Source organism: Ensifer sp. EB106-05-01-XG146, from assembly GCF_058791875.1.
Genome location: NZ_JBYTDX010000003.1, coordinates 1,011,777 through 1,029,297 on the forward strand (window position 1 = coordinate 1,011,777; position 17,521 = coordinate 1,029,297).

A 17,521-nucleotide genomic window follows, 5' to 3' on the forward strand; every position below is an offset into this window, starting at 1 on the left:
GGGTCCTCTCACTCTTCCGGATGCTAGGTTCGGCGAGGGATGCTAAAGTGCTTGCGTGGGAGCCGGCGTGGGAGTGCGCATGGAAACGGATGGCCCGGACGTGGTTTTTTCGGCAAAGGAGCTGGAACTGCGGCTGCTCGGGCCGATGAAACTCATGCGCCGCGGGGTGGCCGTGCCGTTACCGCCGTCGCGCAAGGTGCGCGCGCTGCTCGCTTATCTGGCCCTGACGCCAGGTTCGGTTCCTCGGGAACGGCTCTGCCATCTGCTCTGGCAAGTGCCGAGCGATCCGCGCGGTGAATTGCGCTGGAGCCTGAGCAAAATCCGCTTGCTCATGGACACGGATGGCCGCAAGCGCGTGATCACGGCTAACGACCGGATTTCACTCGATCTCGCAGACTGTGACATCGACGCACGCCACATCCAGGAAGCAAGGCGGCACGGTATCGGAAACCTCGATCTGGAGGCGTTGCGGCCGATTGCTGGACGATGCGGAGGCGATCTGCTCGAAGGGGTCGAGATCGACAACAGCCCTGCCTTCGAGCACTGGCTGACATCGGTGAGGAGCGAGTTTCGCCTATACGCGCTGGAGATCGCGGCAGAAATCGGCAAGAAAACACCCGTCGGCGGTGAGGACGGCTTGCCGGCAGCCCGGCAATGGCTCGACCTCGCGCCGCTCGACGCAGACGCAAATCTCCGCTTCCTGGCGGAACTGTCCCGCAGGCGGATGGGCGACGCCTGCAACCGGCATCTCGATGCGGCAGCGCGCCTCTTTGCCGATGAGGGCGAGGACTTCGCGCCGATCCGAGAGGCATGGGAACGCCTCAGGCCCCTGCCCCGACAACCGGCGGTCGTCGTCGTTTCTGACGGTGTTGGCAGACCTTCCGAGCCCATCCACGTGACGGTCGCGCGCCGCGCCTCGATTGCCGTCATGCCGTTCCGCGAACTTGTCGCGGGCGGGGCGGGCCGGAACGATCTCGGCAGCGCGGTCGCGCATGACGTCATCAGCAAGCTGGCGCGCCTGCGCAGTCTCTTCGTTATTGCCCGAGGCTCTGTTTTTGCCATCGCTGGCGAAGGGCTCGAACTGCCGGAAATCGGCCGCCGGCTCGGCGTCGACTATGTCGCCACCGGCTTCCTGGAACAGCACGAACTCGGGATCGCCGTGAACGTGGAGGTCGCAGAGGCGGCCACCGCCCATATCGTCTGGACTGAGAGGTTCGAGGCGCGCGCGGCCGAGCACTTTGCCGTCGTCGACGAGATCAGCAACAGCATCGTGTCGTCGATCGCCGCTGAAATCGAGAACGAAGAGCGCAACCGCGCGATCCTGAAGCCTCCGGATTCGCTCGACGCCTGGGAGGCCTATCATCGCGGCCTCTGGCACATGTTTCGCTTCACCGCCGAGGAAAACGAGCGCGCCGCCGAGTTCTTCCGCCTTTCGACACGCCTCGATCCAACCTTCTCACGCGCCCATGCAGGGCTGTCCTTCACCCACTGGCAAAGGGCATTCCAGCGCTGGGGCGACCGCGACGGCGAGACCCGGGACGCGCTCAAGGCCGCCGGGCAGAGCCTCTTGGTTGACGATCAGAACCCCGCCGCGCACTGGTCGATGGGGCGTGCCCTCTGGCTGACCGGAGACCACGACCAGGCGGTGCGCGCACTGGAGCACTCGGTCCTTCTCAGCCCCAATTTCGCCCTCGGGCACTATGCGCTCTCCTTCGTGCACGCGCAGTCCGGCGACCCCGCAGCGGCGATCACCGCATCTGATTACTCGCGGCTTTTAAGCCCCTACGACCCGCTGCTGTTCGGCATGCTCGGCACCCGCGCGATTGCCCTCATCCGGCTGGACGCCTTCGAGGAGGCTGCAGACTGGGCGATCAAGGCGGCAGCCCGTCCGAACGCGCATGTGCACATCCTCGCGATCGCAGCCCATTGCCTTGCGCTCGCCGGACGCCTCAGTGAGGCTCGCAGCTACGCGGCCCGCATCCGCCTGCAGAAGCCGGATTACCGGACGGACAATTTCCTCGACGCCTTCCACTTCACACCCGACGTCATCGCCCGATATCGCCAAGTGGCGGCCTTGATCGGGCTGGCGACCTGAGTGATCGGTGCCGGCCAAATTCGCCTGCGTGTCTTAGAGCCGCTGGAGAAGGCGGTAGCGTTCAAGGATTTCAGCGATCTGTTCGTCCTGTGCCTTGTTTGGCAGAAGTGCTGGCTGTCGGCTTGCGCCGACAGATGCATCCTGCAGGTAGAGGGCGCGCTTGACCATCGCCGGAGCAAAGCCGAGTGCATAGAGGTCGGTCCGAAAGGCAGCAAAGGTTGCCTGCTGCTTCTGCGCTTCGACAATGTCGCCGGCATTGAAGGCCTTCAAGATACCTGCAAGCACATCCGGCATGGCGTTGCCGAGGCCCGAGATGCAGCCAGCCGCACCATTCTGCAGTGCCCAGAGCACGAGATGATCGGGGCCGGAGTAGACTTCGAAACCATCGACCTCGTTGGCAATCTGCAGATAGGCTTCCAAAGTTTCTTTCGCGCCGCCGGAATCCTTGATGCCGGCAATGTTGCCGTGGCCGGCAAGGGCGCGCGCCGTGTCGGGCTCGATATGGTTCTGCGTGCGGGCGGGTATGTCATAGAGGTAGACTGGCGTCTTCACGGCATCGGCGACGGTCGAGAAATGACGGACAAGGCCATCCTGGGTGCAGGCAATGAAGAACGGCGTGATCACTGCGATCCCGTCGACGCCGATCCGGTCGAATTCTCGGGCGAGCTTTACCGTCTCGAAGGTGGCCGGCATGCCGGCATTGACGATCACCTTGACGCGGCCGCCGACCTCGTCGACCACCTCCTCCGTCAGGCGCACCTTTTCCTCGTATGTCAGCGCGGTGAAGTCACCGTTGGTTCCGGCGCACATGACGTTGTTGCCGGCTGCGACCTGTCGGCGGACCTGGGCGCGCGTCGCCTGGTAGTTAATGGTCTCGTCGTCGTTGAAGCAGGTCACGAGGGCGACGAAGGCTTGCTTGGTCATGCGGATTTTCCTCTCAATGGACGGCGCCTCAGGACGCGCGCTGAAGACGGGCGGCGCGATGAGCGGCCTGGACGTCGGGATCGGGGTCGAGGCCGGCTGCAAGCAGCGCACGCGTATAGTCTTGCTGCGGCGCGTCGAACACCTCGCGCACCGTGCCAAGCTCGACGATGTTGCCCTTCTGCATGACCATGACGTGGTCGGCAAAGTCGCGCACCACCGGCAGATCGTGGGCGATGAAGATAAAGGCGATACCCATTTCCTTGCGCAGCCGGTCGAGCAGCGCGATCACCTGCGCCTGCACCGAAACGTCAAGCGCCGAGACCGCCTCGTCGCAGATGATCAGCTGCGGCTCGAGTGCGAGTGCGCGGGCAATTGCGATGCGTTGGCGCTGGCCGCCGGAAAACTGATGTGGGTAGCGGCCCATGTGCTCCGGGCCGAGACCGACCTGCACAAGAAGATCAGCCACCCGCTCGCGCCATTTCGCCTTGGGCAAGATATCCGAATGAATGACCCAGGCCTCGGAAATGAGCTGGTAAACGGTCATACGCGGATTGAGCGACTGCGTCGGGTCCTGGAAGACCATCTGCAGGTCGCGGCGCAGCTTGTAGAGTTCCGTGGGCGACATCGTGAAGAGGTCGCGGCCCTTCCACAAGGCGCTGCCACTATCCGGTTCGTCGAGGCGAAGCAGGATGCGCGCCAGCGTCGACTTGCCTGACCCGCTCTCGCCGACGACGGCCATGGTCTCGCCGGGCATGAGGTCAAAGGACAGGCCCTTCAGCGCCTCGAAGGAGCCATAGCGTTTGCGCACGTCGCGAACTGAAAGAACGGGTTCGGCGCGAGCGGCTGGCACATGCATCTCGCCCTTGCCTGGGGCGGCGGCAATCAGCTTCTTGGTATAGGGATGCTGCGGGTTCTTGTAGACCTCGCGCACCGTGCCGGCTTCGACCAGGACGCCTTTTTCCATCACCGCCACGCGATCGGCGATCTCCGCGACCACGCCGAGGTCGTGGGTGATGATGAGGACCGCCATGCCGGTCTCTCGCTGCAATTCCTCAAGCAGCGCGAGCACTTCGGCCTGCACGGTGACGTCGAGCGCCGTCGTCGGCTCATCGGCGATCAGGAGATCTGGCCTGAGTGCCAATGCCATCGCAATCATGACGCGCTGGCGCTGGCCGCCGGAGAATTCGTGCGGATATTTGTCGAGCGAGCGCTCCGGGTCGGGGATGCCGACCCGGGTCAACAGCCGCAACGCCTCGGAAGCGGCTTTCGCGGCGTCGGTCCCGTGGGTGGTGAGCGCCTCGCGGATCTGCCAGCCCACGGTATAGACCGGGTTGAGATGGCTCAGCGGGTCCTGGAAGATCATGGCGATACGGCGCCCGTTGACCTTTCGCCTTTCCTGCGCCGGCATTGTCAGCAGGTCGACGCCGTCGAGCAGGATCTCGCCCGAGCTGATGCGTCCCGGCGGCATGTCGATCAGGTTCATGATCGCCGAGGAGGAGACCGACTTGCCGGATCCGCTCTCGCCAAGGATTGCGAGCGTCTCGCCACGGTCGAGATGGTAGGAGATATTGCGGACCGCTTTCACGACGCCGACTGCGGTGTGGAATTCGACCGACAGGTCGCGAACTTCCAGGAGATGGTCAGCCATTCTTGCGACCTTTCATTTCAAGACGCCAGCGCTGCACTGGGTCGAGCGCGATGCGCAGCCAGTTCGATAAGAGGTTTAGCGACAGTGTGGTAAGGATGATCGCAAGGCCGGGCCAGAACGAAAGCCACCATGCGTTGGTGAGGTACTGACGTCCCTGCGAGATCATCAGGCCCCAGGTGATTTCCGGCGGCTGGATGCCGATACCGAGGAACGAAAGCGCGCTTTCGGCCAGCATCACATAGGCGAAGTCGAGCGTCGCAAGCGTCGTCAGCGTCGGCAGCACGACAGGCAGAATGTGGCGGAACAGGATGCGCTTGCTTGATGCGCCCATCACGCGCGCGGCCTGCACGAACATGCGTTCACGGATTTCCAGCACTTCGGCGCGTGTGGTTCGCAGGTAAACCGGGATGCGTGTGATCGCCAGCACCAGCATGAGGTTCAGGATCGACGAGCCGAGAATATAGAGAACGATGACTGCGATCAGCAGCGACGGAAAGGACATGATCACGTCCGCGAGCCGCATGATGATCTGATTGACGCGCGGCGAGGAAAAGCCGGCGACAAGGCCGAGGAAGGTGCCGACGGTTGCTGAAAGCGCGACGGCACCGGCGGCCACCATCAGCGTGTTCTGGGTGGCAACGATGATGCGGGCAAGCAGCGGCCGCCCGAGGGCATCGGCCCCCATCCACCAGACCCAGCCGCGCTCCCAGTCGAAAGGCACGGCGTTGCGGCCTCTAAGGTTCTGTTTGGTCGCGAGATCGCCGAGCCAGGTCGGCCCGATGATTGCGATGATGAGAACGAAAAGCAGGAAGATCGCGGCGCAAAGCGCGAATTTGTCGGCAAGCAGCATGCGAAACATGCGGGTGGCAAAGCGCGGTTCTTCGGTAACAACGGTATCGGCGGTCTGCAGGGTCATGGTCCCCTCCTCAGTGCCGGATGCGCGGATCGAGCAGCGCGTAGGCCAGATCGATCAGCAGGTTCATGAGGAAGATCGCCAGCGCCGTGACGAGGATGGCGGCGAGCACGACGTTGAAATCGCGCTGCAAGATGGAATCGATCATCAGCTTGCCGACGCCCGGAAACCCGAAGATCGTCTCGACGATTACCGCGCCGTTCAAAAGGCTCGCGGCCTGGTCGCCAATGACGGTGATGACCGGCAGCATGGCGTTGCGCAGCGCATGCACGAAGATGATCGGCCCGGATTTGACGCCCTTGGCGCGCGCCGTCTTCACATAGGCCGAAGAAAGCGCCCCGATCATCGAGCCGCGCACCACCTGGACGATGATGCCGAAAGGCCGGATGAACAGAACCGAGATCGGCAGGATCCAATGAAGCAGCGACCCCGTGCCCGAAGTCGGTAGCCAGGCGAGGTTTACCGAAAAGACGACGATCGCGACGATGGCGATCCAGAAATCGGGAACGGAAGCGCCGACCAGCGAGATCAGCGAGGAGAGCCGATCGAAGAAGCCTCCAGCGCGGAAGGCGGCAAGCGAACCGACGACGATCGCAGCACCAGCGACCAGCGTCATGGTGATGACTGTGAGCCAGAGCGTCCAGGTGAAGGCCTCAAGCACCACGTCCAGAGCAGGACGCGCCTTGCGCAGGGATTCGCCAAAATCGCCGGTGACGACGTCGCTGACATAGCGTCCGAACTGCACCAGCATTGGATCGTTCAAGCCATGCAGCTCGCGGAATTGCGCCTTCATCTCTGCGGAGGCTTCGACCGGCAGGAACAAGGCGGCCGGATCACCTGTCAACCGCGACAGGAAGAAGACCATGACGAGCAGCCCGACGAGCGAGATCAGACTGGCCACGGCGCGTTTTCGAACGAATTTCAGCATGGCGCCCTCGAAGAAATCCGGCGGCGGGATCAACCCACCGCCTTGATTGCTGTTGTGACTGGCGAACCTGTCGTTCGCCAGGGCAGATTACTTGATCTTGATCTCCGAGAGCTGCAGCGTCCCGTTGGTCGCCATCGTCGGCTTGAATTCGAGCCGCTCGGAAACGCGGGAGAAGCCTACCATGTGGAAGAGCAGGACGTCGGCAACGACATCGTCATGCACATAGGCGATCAGTTCCGACCAGAGCTTGGCACGCTCGTCGCCGACGGCAGCCGACGCGCGCTTGATCAGGTCGTCGACCTTCGGATCGGAGAAGCCGGACTGGGTGCCTTCGGTTGCGTATTTGAAGAACATCGAGAACGACGGATCGCCCTTGGAATTGTCGTGCATGGCGGCAACGATCTGCGGGCCGCGACCTTCCTTGAAGGGCTTGGAATAGTACTGCTCGTGCTCGGCGACCTCGACGAATTTCAGCTCGACCTTGAAGCCGACTTCCTCAAGCTGCGCCTGAATGGCTTCCATGATCTCGGTCACGTTCGGAAAGTTTGCAGAACGGGCAATGATGGTGATGGGCGTGTCGACTTTGACGCCATCGGCCTTGGCTTCCTCAAGCAGCTTCTTTGCGCCTTCCGGATCGTAGGGGAAGACCTTTACGTCGGGGTTCCAGCCAAGCGTCGGTGGCGGCACGATCGCGGTGGCGAGCAATGCGCTTTCGGGAACCAGGGTACCGAGGAAGGCCTGGCGGTCGATGGCGACGTTGAGCGCGCGGCGGACACGAACGTCGTTCAGCGGTTCGATGTTGTGATCGATGCGCAGGTAGACGGTTTCGCTGTCGAGGTAGGAAAAGTCCGTTGCCGGGTTCGTGGCATCGAGCTGCGAGATCGACGGCGAAAGGTCGGCTTCGCCGGTCTGCACCATGGCTGCGCGCACCGACGGGTCGGCGCGGAACAGATAGGTGGCTTCCGTCACTTCGGGCTTTGCGCCCCAATAGTCGTCACGGCTGGTCAGCACGATCTGCTGGCCCGGCGTCCAGTTGGTCAGCTTGTACGGACCGGTGCCGACCGGTTCGCGCACGAACTCAAGCGGCGTTTCCTCCGGCACGATCGTGACGAGAGACATCAGCAGCGGCAGGATCGGCTGAACCGGGTCGGCCTTGAAATCGATGGTGTAGTCGTCGACGACCGTCGGGGTCACCGTGATGCCGCCGAAGTAGCGGCGCGATTCACAGGTGTTCTTGTCGCTCATGATGCGATCGAAGCTGTGCTTGACGTCCTTGGCGTCAAAGGTCGTGCCGTCGGAGAACTTGACGCCCTTGCGCAGGTGGAAGCGCCAGCTGCTGTCTTCGTTCTGCTCCCATTTTTCGGCCAGGCGCGGCATGACGCCCTTGTCACTGCGAACGTCGAGTTCGGTCAGCGTTTCGCTGACGTTCTGCATGATGACGCGGCCGATGTTCGAGCGCGTGGCCATGCAGGGCTCCAGCAGGTCGGCCTCCTCGGCCAGCACGATCTTAATGGGGCCGGACCCGGCGAATGCGGGCGACAGGGCCGAACTCAACATGAGTGCACTCAAGACAAATAATTTCTTCACGGCATTTCCTCCCTAGTGAAATTCGTTCAGCTGGATGTTGCTTTTCCGGATCGCGCGGCAATTAGCGCCGCGCAACCGATGAGCCCGCCGCCGCAAAGGGTGGTGAGGGCGATCTGTTCGCCAAAAAGCACGAAGCCGCCGAGCGCCACGAGCGGCAAGCGCAAAAAATCGACCGGCGCGACGATCGTGGCGGGCGCGAGTGAAAAAGCATGGGTCATCATACCCATGCAGGCAGTTCCCACGACACCCTGCAGCGCCAGAAGCGTCATCTCCCTCGCCCCAGGCATGGTCCAGAACGGCAAGGCGAAAAGAAGCGCGATCGGAACGGTCAAAAGGAGATTCCAGACGACCAGCGTTGAGGTCTTATCGCCCTTCGACATGGACTTCAGGATCAACTGAATGGTCGACTGGAGCATCGCGCCAGTGAGGGCGAGAAGGATGGCGAGACTGAAGCCGGTTCCCGAGGGGCCGATGATCAGCATCGCGCCGCCAAAACCGAGCACCACCGCACCGATCATAGCCGGGCCAGGCCTTTCGCCCAGCGCCAGTGCGGCACCGAGCAAAAGGAAGATCGGCGACATGAAAGCGATGGCCGTCACGTCAGCAAGCGGCCCCCAGCTGAAGGCAGCGAAGAAGGCGACCATGGCGAGCAGCTTGAAGCCGGCACGGACCGCATGCTGACGCAAGGGGTGGCTCGACTTGAGCACCGATGGGCGCAGGGCAACAAAAGGCAGAAGGATGAGCGCGCCGAAGAAAGCGCGGAAGAAGCCGATGACGAAAGGATGCACGGCGCCGTTCAGCGCCCGCACGATCACCGCGTCGGCGGCAGCAAGGATCGCTGCACCAACCGCGAACATGACCGCCATCTTAGCCCCCTTCGGGCTAGCTTCCAGCATCAGACCTCCTCCCGGCATCCTCTTGCCGGCTTGTTCAGACCATCCACCTTTCACCAAAGTTTGTCAAATTAATTCGCGATGTAAGTTTTTTATGGAAATAATCACAATAAATATTTCAGTAAAATCAGTGCGTTATACGTCCAAATAAACGGGCACATGTCTATTTGTAACTTTATCAAACTTGACAACTTTGAAAATTGGGTGATTTTCGAAGCACACAGGAGGAACTCATGGACCCTGAAGAAATCGCCCGCAGCATGAATGGCCTGCTTCAAACCGTGTCGCCCGAGCGTATGGAAGCGCTGTTGCCGTCGCCGATGATCCAGAACCATGCAGCCTTCCTGCATCTGCTTTCAGACGGCGCGCTCGCCTGTGCCTGGTTCGGCGGCACGCTCGAGGGCAAATCGGACATTTCCATCTTTGCTTCGGTGCTGCCCAAGGGGGCGACGCAATGGGGACCGCCGCAGCGCCTGAGCTTCGATGCCGCGCATTCGGAGCAAAACCCGGTGCTCTTCACTGCGCCCGATGGCAGGTTGTGGCTCTTTCACACCTCCCAACCCTCAGGCAATCAGGACGAGTGCCGGATCCGGATGGCTGAGGTCCGCCGCGATGCTTCCGATCCGCTGGTACTAGCGACCGGCGAAGGCCGTTACCTGGACCTTCCCCGTGGCTGCTTCATCCGCGCGCCGCTCGTGGTGCGCGGTGACGGCGCGTGGCTGCTGCCGATCTTTCGCTGCGTTCAGCGCCCCGGGCAGAAGTGGAACGGCAGCCATGATACGGCAGCCGTCGGCATTTCGCTTAATCAGGGCGAGACCTGGCAACTGGAAGAACTGGATCAGTCCATTGGCTGCGTGCACATGTCGCCGGTGTCGCTTGGCGAAGGCCGTCTTGCTGCCTTTTTCCGCCGGCGGCAGGCCGACTGGGTCTACAGGACCGAGAGCCTCGATGATGGCCGCTCCTGGTCCAGGCCCGAGGCCAGTGACATCCCGAACAACAATTCCTCGATCGCCGCTCTCAGTCTGAAAGACGGCCGGATCGCGATGATCTGCAACCCCGTAAGCGCGGCCGACACCGCCGAACGACGCACGTCGCTTTATGACGAGCTCGGCGAGGACGACAACCGCCCGGACGCCGACCCCACGGGCGGTTGCGTTCCGATCTGGGGTGTCCGGCGCGCGCCAGTCTCTCTTTGCCTCTCTCAAGATGGCGGCAAGACATTTCCCGTGCGCCTGCTGATCGAGGACGGCCCCGGGACATGCCTTTCCAATGACTCGACCGACGGCCGCAACAAGGAGATGTCCTATCCCTGGCTGCTGGAGGGGCCGGACGGCGCCATGCACCTTGCCTACACCTACCACCGGCGCACCATCAAATATGTCCGCCTGGCCCCTGGCTGGGACCACGCTGACCAACGGAGACCTTCATGAGCAATATCATCGGCATAACCATGGGCGACCCGTGCGGCGTCGGCCCCGAGATTTCGGTGCGCGCGCTGGCCGACATGTCGCCGCAAGAACGCGATACGGTCCGGATCTACGGCAATCTCGCGACGCTCGAAGCGGCCCGCGCCGCTCTCGGCCTTGAGGTTGATCTCACCGGACATGTCGTCGATCTGCCGATTGAAGGTGCGCCGCTTGCCTGGGGACAGCTGAGCCCTGTCGCCGGCGACGCGGCCTTTCGCTTCATCGAAAAGGCAGTGCGCGACGCAGAAGCCGGTGTGATCGGTTGCATCGTCACGGCGCCCATCAACAAGGAAGCGCTGAACCTTGCTGGTCACCACTATGACGGCCACACCGGAATGCTGCGCAGCCTCACGGGCTCCAAGGCCGCCTACATGCTGCTTGCCTCCGAGCGCCTCAAGGTCATCCACGTTTCCACCCACGTGGCGCTGCAGGAGGCGATCCGACGCTCGACGACCGAACGGGTGCTCGCCACGATCCGCGCCGGCGACGCTCACTTGAAGCGTATCGGCTACGTAGCGCCCAAAATCGCGGTCGCCGGCATCAATCCCCACTGTGGCGAAAATGGCCTGTTCGGCACCGAGGATGACGACCAGATCGTGCCGGCCGTTGCGCAAGCACGCGCGGAAGGCATCGATGCCTACGGGCCGATTTCAGCAGATACGGTGTTCCATCGCGCCTATTCGGGCGCCTTCGACCTCGTGGTCGCGCAGTATCACGACCAAGGGCACATCCCCGTGAAGCTCGTCGCCTTCGACACCGCCGTAAACGTCTCGGTGGACCTGCCGATCGACCGAACCTCGGTCGATCACGGCACGGCCTTCGACATCGCCGGCAAGGGGATCGCCAACCACGGCAACATGAACTCCGCCATCGCCTATGCCCGCAAGTTGGTGGCAGGCGACGCCAAGCGAGGATGACACCATGACCATCGCTCCCATCACCCTTTATCAGCCGCGCCGCCTCGCCGTCGGCGCCGGCACAATCGCAGAGGTCGGCGCCTGGGCGGCCGATGCCCGTTCAGTGCTCGTCATCGCCACGCCGATCACCGCAGGCTTCGTCGACCGCCTGAAGCTTTCCGGCCGCGTTGCGGTGTTCGACGCCATCCCGGGCGAACCCGATGTCGACACGCTCGATGCCGCACTCGACTTCGCGCGCCAAAACAGCCCGGACCTCATCGTCGGCCTTGGGGGCGGATCGGTGCTCGACGTCGCCAAGCTTGTCGCCGTGCTTTGGAACTCCGAGCAGACGCTTGCCGATGTCGCCGGGCCAAACCGCGTACTCGGCCGCAACACGCGCCTGGCTCAGGTCGCAACGACCGCCGGCACCGGCTCGGAAGCCGGGATCCGCTCGCTCATCACCGACCCGGTCAAGGGAAACAAGATCGCGGTCGAAAGCCCGCACATGATTGCCGACCTGGCTGTTCTCGATCCGGAACTCACCTATTCCGTGCCGCCGGCGGTAACCGCCGCCACCGGCGTCGACGCCATGGCCCATTGCGTGGAAGCCTTCACCAATCGCCGCGCCCATCCGATGATCGACGGCTTTGCCCGAATGGGCTTCAAGCTCGTGGGCAAACATCTCGCCCGCGCAGTCAGGGATGGAGCCGATACCGAGGCGCGAGAAGGGATGATGCTTGCTTCCTACTACGGCGGCATCTGCCTTGGGCCGGTCAATACCGCGGCTGGCCATGCCATCGCCTATCCGCTCGGAACGCGGCTTCGCCTGCCCCACGGATTGGCAAACGCCATCATCTTTCCGCATGTGCTCGCCTTCAACCAACCGGTTGCCGCGGCCAAGACGGCAGAAGTCGCAAAGGCGCTTGGTCTCGGCGAAAATCTCTCCTCCCAGGAACTCCTGGGCGCTGCCCGTGGCTTCTGCCGTGATCTCGGCATCGAGATGTCGCTTGCCGCTCACGGCGCAAGTGCCGACGACTTGCCGCTTTATGCAAGCGAGGCCCATGCCAACCGAAGGCTCATGGACAACAACCCGAGCGATATGAGTGTGGAGGACGTGCTTGCCGTCTACAAGGCAGCCTTTTGATCCATAGACCATGCAAAAAACAAAACCCCGGCGTCTGCCGGGGTTTTTGCTTTGTCGATTACTTGGTCGCTTGGAACAGACGTTCGCGGGATCCGGAAAGGTGGTCATGCATGAGTTGTCTCGCCTTTACGCCTTCACGCGCGGCAATCGCTTCCGCGATCGCTTCGTGCTCCCCGAAAACGCGCGTCAGCCCGGTCGTCTCCCGTTTGACCGAGGCGCCATGAAACCGCATCCCGACCGCGATGTGATCCTTGAGCGCTTCCATTGCCGTGAAAAAATAGCTGTTCTGGGCCGCACGTGCGATCGCAAGATGAAACTGGAAGTCCGCATCCTCCCGGTGCGATTGCCGGTTGGTGGCGTCCCGCATCAGTTCCAACGCCTGGCGGATGGCGGACAAGCTGGCCGCGTCATGCCGCTCGGCAGCAGCCTGCGCGGCAGCCGGCTCGACCGTCAATCGGAACTCGTAGCAGTTCAGAAGATCGGCGACGTTTTCCAGTTGTCCGAAGCCCAGCGGCTCACGCATGCCGACAGCACGAACGAAACTGCCGGCGCCGCGGCGTGAATAGATGAAACCCTGCTCGCGCAGCCGGCGCAACGCCTCTCGAATGATCGGACGGGAAACCTCGAATTCACTTGCCAGTTCGTGCTCGGTCGGCAAGCGCTCGTCCGGCTTGTAGGCGCCGGACTTGATCGCACGGTGCATGCGCTCAAAGACGAGATCGCCGAGGCTCTTGCGTGCTGTTCCGTTCTCCAGTCCCATCCGTCATCCCATCTTGCGAAGGACAGCCTCCGCGATTTCCTTAAGCGTATCCGGCGCGCCGAATCCGCCGGACTTGGCAATGATGCAACGTCCATCGACCTCAGCCAAGCCCAGGCCGGGCAGGCACTCGCCCAGCAGGCGAAAACGCTGGATGCCCATTTTCCTCAAAACTGCCTCTGCAGTTGCACCGCCAGACAGAAGCAGTGTCCCTGCCCGTTCGACAAGGCCCGGACAGACGCTCTCGGCAAGCGCCTCGGAAACGGCCTCCGGCGTCACCTCCCCTTCACCCGGCACCGCCTGAACGAGCGTGATTGCGCCGCCGGTGTCGTCTGCGGCCGAAAGCCGCCCGTTGGGCGCGGGCAAATAGGATAAGGCAAGGTCGTTGCGAAGCGTGTCGATCTGGGCAAGGGTAATCGGGTCTCGGGACCCAATGACGAACAAAGCCCTACCGGCAATCACCTGGGCAGCCCGCGGTTGTTGACCGCCACTCATCCGTTCGGCAAGCGCCTCGGCCAGACCGCGCGCTCCAATCAGCAGATCCGTACCACTTCTTTCCGCATTCTCAAGCAAGGCGCGCATCTCGGCTTCAGTGGATACGTCCGGGATGATGGCCTTGGCCGCATGCCGGCCGAGCTTCTCGGCAACGGAGATGGGCACATCTACTCCGAAGCCTTGCACGCTGCCGGACATGACAACCCGACCGAAGGCCGGGATGGCGGGCGCCACGAGCGCCGATCCGAAAGACATTGCGTCGAGTTCGGCGACGATGTTGCCCTTAAGACGGGAGTCGACCTTCTTGAAGATGCGCGAACCCGAAGGCAGCGCAGCGAGCGTGGCAACTGTTCGTTGCCGGGCGGATGCGGGGCTGTGTTCTCGCGATCCGAGATTGACCGAAACCACGTCCGGCCCCGTTTTCAGGACATCATCGATCGCTTCGGGCGCCAAAGCGACTTCGACATAAAAGCCCCTCGCGGCAAAGGGCGCCGCGGCATCCAGAGCGCCGGTCAGATCATCAGCGACAATGACGAGCATCTCAAAATCCAGACGATTTGTTGTTATCTTCAATTGTCCATTTTATATTGAAATGTCAACATTTTTTGGAAGGAAATTACAAATTAGGCGCACTCTGCCGCGGCCGATGTTAGGCATCGGTTCTCGTCCTTGAGCTTCCGTGTGCCTATTTTCAGGAAGCGCTCGCCATAGCCTGGCAACGGCAGGTTTCCCGGCGTGATGCCATAAGCCTCGATCACGAGGACTGCGACGGTTTTCGCCGCTCTCGTCTAAGGGCGCCACGTCATAGGACCGAACAACGCTGAGCTTCCCGGGCGCCGTCGCGAACGCATGGTGGCTGGACGCCGCGAGCGTTATCGCTGTGCGACTGGGCGTACCAGTGGCGTCACGCGTCGGATGGTCACGCGGCGGTTCTCTTCCTCCGGCTCGGGCGTACTGATCTTGAGGAAACGCTCGCCGTAGCCTTGCGTCACCAGGTTCTCCGCCGGGATGCCGTAGACTTCCGTCAGGAGGACCGCGACGGACTCGGCACGCTCGTCGGAGAGGACGAGGTTCGACCGGTCGGAACCGACAGCGTCCGTGTGCCCCTCGATGAAAAAGGTTTCACCGGGATCCTTGCCGAGCACCTTCTGCATGGCGTCGGCGACCGTTCGCAGCGTCTTTGCCTGTGACATCGACACTTCGGCGCTGCCGGTTTCGAAATGGATCGTGTCGAGATCGATGCGCCGGACCTTGTCACGGAGACGGGCCGAATTGCGGACTTCATCGATGGAATAGACACGCTCCACGCGCTCGACCGGCGGTTCGGACAGAAACGCGTAGTAATCTCGATCCGGCTCCTGCGAATAGTCGACGATGTAGTCATCGACCGGGATCGTCAGGCGCATCGGCGGCAGGTCATAGCCGACGTCGACGATCGCCGGGCGCCTTTCGTCCTGATAGTCCGGCGCGTACATCAACACATATTCGTTGCCGTCGCTGTCGACGCGCGAGCGCTGCAAGACGTCACCGTAACGGTTATAGACGGTGACGATCCGGTAGCCGCCCGGGCGCACGATCGTTTCACGCACGCGGCCGCGCGGAAGCTCGTCGTAGTACGCCTCCCGCGCGCCGTGGCGCAGGCGCGGACGATCATCACCACGCACGAAGATCTGGTCGCCGACGCCAAGGACGACGCGATCGTCGAGCCTCTCGACCACGTGCACCTCAGTCACCTCATTGTTCGTGGTGTTGTTGACAGTCCTGTTGTTGATCACCGTATTGTTGATGACGGTCTTGTTGACGATGTTCGTCGTGTCCGGAACCGCGAAGGCTGGCGCCGCGTCAACGCGTCGACCTTCCTCCTTGATCCCGGCCTCGATCCTCTGCGGGGCCGCCTGCCGCACGTCGGCCGGGATTTCAGCCTGGGCCGCGGCGTCATCTGTCGGCGGCGCTATGTTCTTCCCCTGGACGCGCAATTCTTCGCGCTGCTTGCGCCGAGCCTCGCGCCCCTGGTTGCCGCCGGACTTGTCGGCGTCCTTGTCACTATCGAGCACGGCCGCGCCGTTATCGACCGGAAGCACAACGGTTTCGTCGGTCGCCGCCGGATCCTGGGCGATCTTTCGCTTGTCTGCCTTCGTGCGCTTGTCGACGACAACAGGTGCAGGCTTGGCCAGAGGCTCCTCACTCTGGCGCTGCTCGGCCGTCGCGGGCTGTTCAGACCCTGGAACGGGCTGCGGCTCACTCTCACCGGTCTGTGGCGCCGGCTTTTGCTCTTCCGGCTGCTGGCGTTCAGCTTGCTGCTTGCGCTTCTTGGGCACCGGTACCTGCGCTTCCCCAGCGTTCTGCGGAGTGCTCTCATCTATAGCGGGTTGCTGTCCTTCTGCCTGCTCTTTGCGCTTCTTGCGTTCAGGTGCTTGTTGTTCCTCAGCCTGCCGCGGAGCGCCTTCCTCTATGGCGGGTTGCTGTTCTTCTGCCTGCTGCTTGCGCTTCTTGCGCTCGGGCGCCTGTTGCTCTTCAGCCTGTCGCGGCGCGCCTTCTTCTATGGCGGGTTGCTGTTCTTCCGCCTGCTGCTTGCGCTTCTTGCGCTGAGGCGCCTGTTGCTCTTCAGCCTGCCGCGGAGCGCCTTCCTCGATGGCGGGTTGCTGTTCTTCTGCCTGCTGCTTGCGCTTCTTGCGTTCGGGCGCCTGTTGTTCTTCTGCCTTCCGTGGCGCGCTTTCCTCGGTACCGGGCTGCTGTTCTTCAGCCTGTTGCTTGCGCTTCTTGCGAGACGGCTCTTCTGCCTGGCGCTGCGGCTCCTCGGCCTGCGGTTGCTGCTGTTCTACCTGCCCTTCCCCCGCGTCCTGCTGCTTCTTGCGCTTCCTGAGCAGCAGCAAATCCTCGGGTGACTGCTGGTCGACGCCTTCCTGAGCGACCTGGAACGGCGTCCTCAGGCTCTCGGCCAGCGCCGGCTGTATCACGAATGATGCGGCGAAGACTGGAAGGGCCACCGTTGCGAAAAGTTTGGAAGGCATCGACATGATTTTCACTCCTGTTACTGGGAGACCCGAGCGCCCGTTGGCGCTGTACGAACGGCGCGCCTTACGACGCGGCACAAGCGGGGCCATCACCCGAGCCTCCGACTTTTGTGGCCGTCAAAGGCTAGTCCCAACGCAGCAGCGAGCGAACGGTTCCGCCCAGCAGACCCTATTGCGAAACTGCCAACTGCAGGGTCGGGCGGCCGGTCCCGGGAAACGGAAAGGCAAAAATGAGGAGTATCGGCCAGGTGTACGAGCAGCCGTGATCACAAAGATGGCTGTCGGTCGTGGCGATCCACTTGAGCGGCCGCCAGCCGCGACGCAAGCCGATCCGGATTGCCGTTCAGTAGAGGCGCGAGGCGGCATTGGGCATGCTGGGGTTCGATAGCCCCATCGGCGGAGCAGACGTCCGTCCTGTTGATCCTGGATGAAGTGGTGTCGGCAAAAAACTCTCTCCGCCGCCACCATTGCTCGCGGAGCTCTCCGGCACGCCGGAAGGCCGCCAGGTGCTGGAAGAGGCCAAGGCCCTGGCCCGCGCTCTTGAGCGACGTCTTGGCAGTTCGGATCCGCGAAGTTTCAAGAAGGAGCTCGATCGTCTGGGGTTGAAAGATCCGGCCGTAGTCGACCGCATCAAGGACGTCGCCAGCCTTGTCAATAGGACACACTGGGCGGAGTTGAGCCGGGCCTATGAACTCACGTGCGGGCTGAAGAAGGGACTGGGCTTGGGCATGTGAGGCATGTCGGCGATGTGAGATACCCAG

The 17,521-nt window shown here is 62.6% G+C and carries 14 protein-coding genes; 5 read left to right on the top strand and 9 right to left on the bottom strand.

Annotated elements, in window-relative coordinates; translation table 11 throughout:
• Window positions 1-79 precede the first annotated feature (79 nt).
• Window positions 80-2,095: a transcriptional regulator gene (locus AC3WVQ_RS33350; protein ID WP_492383486.1), complete on the top strand. Its 2,016-nt coding sequence runs from the start codon at window positions 80-82 to the stop codon at window positions 2,093-2,095.
• A gap of 33 nt (window positions 2,096-2,128) precedes the next feature.
• Here AC3WVQ_RS33350 and AC3WVQ_RS33355 read toward each other — a convergent pair whose 3' ends face one another.
• The 6 genes from AC3WVQ_RS33355 to AC3WVQ_RS33380 all read right to left on the bottom strand — a co-directional run bounded on the left by AC3WVQ_RS33355 (window position 2,129) and on the right by AC3WVQ_RS33380 (window position 8,991).
• On the bottom strand, window positions 2,129-3,019 hold the full coding sequence (locus tag AC3WVQ_RS33355) for a dihydrodipicolinate synthase family protein (protein ID WP_192444969.1): 891 nt from the start codon (window positions 3,017-3,019) through the stop codon (window positions 2,129-2,131).
• A gap of 28 nt (window positions 3,020-3,047) precedes the next feature.
• Entirely contained in the window at window positions 3,048-4,667 is a 1,620-nt protein-coding gene (locus tag AC3WVQ_RS33360) for an ABC transporter ATP-binding protein (protein ID WP_492383487.1), read from the bottom strand.
• Entirely contained in the window at window positions 4,660-5,583 is a 924-nt protein-coding gene (locus AC3WVQ_RS33365) for an ABC transporter permease (protein WP_192444970.1), read from the bottom strand. The genes AC3WVQ_RS33360 and AC3WVQ_RS33365 overlap by 8 nt, the downstream gene beginning before the upstream one ends.
• A 10-nt stretch (window positions 5,584-5,593) precedes the next feature.
• Window positions 5,594-6,508: an ABC transporter permease gene (locus AC3WVQ_RS33370; RefSeq protein ID WP_492383488.1), complete on the bottom strand. Its 915-nt coding sequence runs from the start codon at window positions 6,506-6,508 to the stop codon at window positions 5,594-5,596.
• Window positions 6,509-6,595: 87 nt separating this feature from the next.
• Entirely contained in the window at window positions 6,596-8,065 is a 1,470-nt protein-coding gene (locus AC3WVQ_RS33375) for an ABC transporter substrate-binding protein (protein ID WP_210333340.1), read from the bottom strand.
• Window positions 8,066-8,121: 56 nt separating this feature from the next.
• Window positions 8,122-8,991, bottom strand: a complete 870-nt coding sequence (locus tag AC3WVQ_RS33380) for a DMT family transporter (protein ID WP_492383489.1) — start codon at window positions 8,989-8,991, stop codon at window positions 8,122-8,124.
• A 230-nt stretch (window positions 8,992-9,221) separates the two neighbouring features.
• Between AC3WVQ_RS33380 and AC3WVQ_RS33385 the strand changes: the two genes are divergently transcribed.
• The 3 genes from AC3WVQ_RS33385 to AC3WVQ_RS33395 are packed head-to-tail and all read left to right on the top strand — an operon-like array spanning window position 9,222 to window position 12,494.
• Window positions 9,222-10,418 (top strand): sialidase family protein, encoded by a 1,197-nt coding sequence (locus AC3WVQ_RS33385; protein WP_192444972.1) that lies wholly within the window; start codon window positions 9,222-9,224, stop codon window positions 10,416-10,418.
• On the top strand, window positions 10,415-11,371 hold the full coding sequence (pdxA, locus tag AC3WVQ_RS33390) for a 4-hydroxythreonine-4-phosphate dehydrogenase PdxA (RefSeq protein WP_060580796.1): 957 nt from the start codon (window positions 10,415-10,417) through the stop codon (window positions 11,369-11,371). Before AC3WVQ_RS33385 ends, pdxA begins: the two co-directional genes overlap by 4 nt.
• 4 nt (window positions 11,372-11,375) lie before the next feature.
• Window positions 11,376-12,494: an iron-containing alcohol dehydrogenase gene (locus AC3WVQ_RS33395; RefSeq protein ID WP_192444974.1), complete on the top strand. Its 1,119-nt coding sequence runs from the start codon at window positions 11,376-11,378 to the stop codon at window positions 12,492-12,494.
• Between the two features lie 58 nt (window positions 12,495-12,552).
• Here AC3WVQ_RS33395 and AC3WVQ_RS33400 read toward each other — a convergent pair whose 3' ends face one another.
• From AC3WVQ_RS33400 to AC3WVQ_RS33410, 3 genes are all read right to left on the bottom strand, one after another.
• Window positions 12,553-13,254 (bottom strand): FadR/GntR family transcriptional regulator, encoded by a 702-nt coding sequence (locus tag AC3WVQ_RS33400; protein WP_034796126.1) that lies wholly within the window; start codon window positions 13,252-13,254, stop codon window positions 12,553-12,555.
• Window positions 13,255-13,257: 3 nt separating this feature from the next.
• Complete coding sequence (locus AC3WVQ_RS33405) at window positions 13,258-14,286, bottom strand: four-carbon acid sugar kinase family protein (protein WP_090426900.1); 1,029 nt, start codon at window positions 14,284-14,286, stop codon at window positions 13,258-13,260.
• Between the two features lie 332 nt (window positions 14,287-14,618).
• The gene (locus AC3WVQ_RS33410; RefSeq protein WP_192444976.1) at window positions 14,619-16,763 is read right to left on the bottom strand and encodes an OmpA family protein; all 2,145 of its coding nucleotides are present in this window, start codon (window positions 16,761-16,763) and stop codon (window positions 14,619-14,621) included.
• A 464-nt stretch (window positions 16,764-17,227) separates the two neighbouring features.
• On the opposite strand from AC3WVQ_RS33410, the gene AC3WVQ_RS33415 reads away from it, so the two are divergent.
• Window positions 17,228-17,494, top strand: a complete 267-nt coding sequence (locus tag AC3WVQ_RS33415) for a hypothetical protein (protein WP_246802698.1) — start codon at window positions 17,228-17,230, stop codon at window positions 17,492-17,494.
• Window positions 17,495-17,521: the final 27 nt, after the last annotated feature.

Coding starts and splice junctions, on each gene's coding strand:
- AC3WVQ_RS33350 (WP_492383486.1), top strand. CDS start 80: ATGGAAACGGATGGCCCGGACGTGGTTTTTTCGGCAAAGGAGCTGGAA.
- AC3WVQ_RS33355 (WP_192444969.1), bottom strand. CDS start 3,019: ATGACCAAGCAAGCCTTCGTCGCCCTCGTGACCTGCTTCAACGACGAC.
- AC3WVQ_RS33360 (WP_492383487.1), bottom strand. CDS start 4,667: ATGGCTGACCATCTCCTGGAAGTTCGCGACCTGTCGGTCGAATTCCAC.
- AC3WVQ_RS33365 (WP_192444970.1), bottom strand. CDS start 5,583: ATGACCCTGCAGACCGCCGATACCGTTGTTACCGAAGAACCGCGCTTT.
- AC3WVQ_RS33370 (WP_492383488.1), bottom strand. CDS start 6,508: ATGCTGAAATTCGTTCGAAAACGCGCCGTGGCCAGTCTGATCTCGCTC.
- AC3WVQ_RS33375 (WP_210333340.1), bottom strand. CDS start 8,065: ATGTTGAGTTCGGCCCTGTCGCCCGCATTCGCCGGGTCCGGCCCCATT.
- AC3WVQ_RS33380 (WP_492383489.1), bottom strand. CDS start 8,991: ATGCTGGAAGCTAGCCCGAAGGGGGCTAAGATGGCGGTCATGTTCGCG.
- AC3WVQ_RS33385 (WP_192444972.1), top strand. CDS start 9,222: ATGGACCCTGAAGAAATCGCCCGCAGCATGAATGGCCTGCTTCAAACC.
- pdxA (WP_060580796.1), top strand. CDS start 10,415: ATGAGCAATATCATCGGCATAACCATGGGCGACCCGTGCGGCGTCGGC.
- AC3WVQ_RS33395 (WP_192444974.1), top strand. CDS start 11,376: ATGACCATCGCTCCCATCACCCTTTATCAGCCGCGCCGCCTCGCCGTC.
- AC3WVQ_RS33400 (WP_034796126.1), bottom strand. CDS start 13,254: ATGGGACTGGAGAACGGAACAGCACGCAAGAGCCTCGGCGATCTCGTC.
- AC3WVQ_RS33405 (WP_090426900.1), bottom strand. CDS start 14,286: ATGCTCGTCATTGTCGCTGATGATCTGACCGGCGCTCTGGATGCCGCG.
- AC3WVQ_RS33410 (WP_192444976.1), bottom strand. CDS start 16,763: ATGTCGATGCCTTCCAAACTTTTCGCAACGGTGGCCCTTCCAGTCTTC.